2 protein-coding genes are annotated in these 1,541 nt (G+C 30.9%); both read left to right on the forward strand.

The genetic code is table 11. From position 1 onward, the window contains the following. On the forward strand, nucleotides 1-99 hold a 99-nt coding region (locus LS72_RS11740; RefSeq protein WP_414458056.1), incomplete at its 5' end, for a hypothetical protein. Nucleotides 100-221: 122 nt separating this feature from the next. Further along, the coding region (locus LS72_RS10425) for a cache domain-containing protein (RefSeq protein WP_194145619.1) at nucleotides 222-1,541 on the forward strand (1,320 nt) is incomplete at its 3' end.

Below are 1,541 nucleotides of genomic sequence, written 5' to 3' on the forward strand. Positions count from 1 at the left end.
AATAATGTAGAGATTGTTAATGATACCAATAGTGTTACACAAAATGTTAATGCTATTGCTCAAGAGATATTAGAAGATGTTAATAAGAAGAAGTTTTAGAAGGTTTGCTTGTCTAAAGGAAAATTCAATCAAACTCATAAAATATTTTTTATATTGAAATTTAATGAATTCAATTGTATAATCCCAATAAATCTAGAATTTAATTATAAGGGAGACCTCAAATGTTTAAATCTTTAAGTATAGGCGCAAAACTTATATTGTCAGTATCTGTTGTTGTTATCATAGGCATAACAATTTTAATTGCCATTGTTTCTTCTAGGGTATCCACAAATATGAGTAATCAAATAAAACAAACTCTTATGGAATCATCTAAACGTTATGCAAATAAAATGCAAGGTGCTATAAATGAAAGTGTAGCCCTCATAGTAGGACTAACGAACTCTGTGAATGATGAAATAAAAAATGGTGAATTTAATCTCCCTGAAATTGAAACTCTTGTCAAAGCTACTTTTGATTCTTCCACTTATGCAACTTACGCATTTTTATATTTAGAAGATGAGTCCATGCTAAAAGCAACGAATATTATAAGCCAATACAAAAGCGAATTAGGCAACTTTGGAATGATATTTTCAGATAGTGATACTACTAGACCTGGTGGGGTAGAAGCTATGCAATTTAACGAAAGTCTTAAAAATTTCCCTGTAATGCAACAGCTCCGCAATCAAATGAAAACAACTCCTGATAGAAACACTATACTAATTGGTCATCCAAATAAATTTAATATTGGACAACAAGGGGAATTTATAGGAATCAATATCGCAACACCCATTGTTGATAGAAACGGAAGATATATAGGTGCTATTGCTTTTATGTTTGATTTAGCAAACTTTGCCTCTTATCTCTTAAATGACAAACTTGATTTATATCAAGGAGATACAAGGGCTTTAATAACTCAAGATGGAATCATTGCTGTGCATAAAAATAGCTCTATCGTTCTTAAAAACCTACAAGACATTAATAACACTACCCAAACAAAAGCCATCTTGGATACTATTAGGGCAGGCTCTTCTGCAATTTTTGAAAATTATGTTACAACAGCTGGAGTAGAAAGTTTTGCCGCTGTTGCTTCATTTGACACATTTAGAAATACAAATAGTTGGAGTATTTTGGTAACCTCTTCTGAAAGTTCTGTTTTAGAATCACTTTATAATCTACAATTACTACTAATTCTTATTGGCATTATATTTTTAGTCATAGTTCTAGCAGTCGTCTATTATTGCATACAACTAATAGTTGCTAAAAGACTTCCTATTTTAGCTAATGCTTTAGAAATTTTCTTCCGCTTCTTAAATCACGAAAAAATAGAGCTTAAGCCTGTTAAAATTAATGCCAATGATGAAATAGGTAAAATGGGTTCTATCATCAATAAAAATATTATCTCTACTCAAAAAGGCTTAGAACAAGATACAAAAGCTGTAGAACAATCTGTAGCCACTGCTAAAGAAATAGAAGCAGGAAATCTTACAGCAAGAATTACAGAA

This window comes from Helicobacter apodemus, from assembly GCF_000765745.2.
In the GTDB taxonomy this organism is placed as follows: Bacteria; Campylobacterota; Campylobacteria; order Campylobacterales; family Helicobacteraceae; genus Helicobacter_D; species Helicobacter_D apodemus.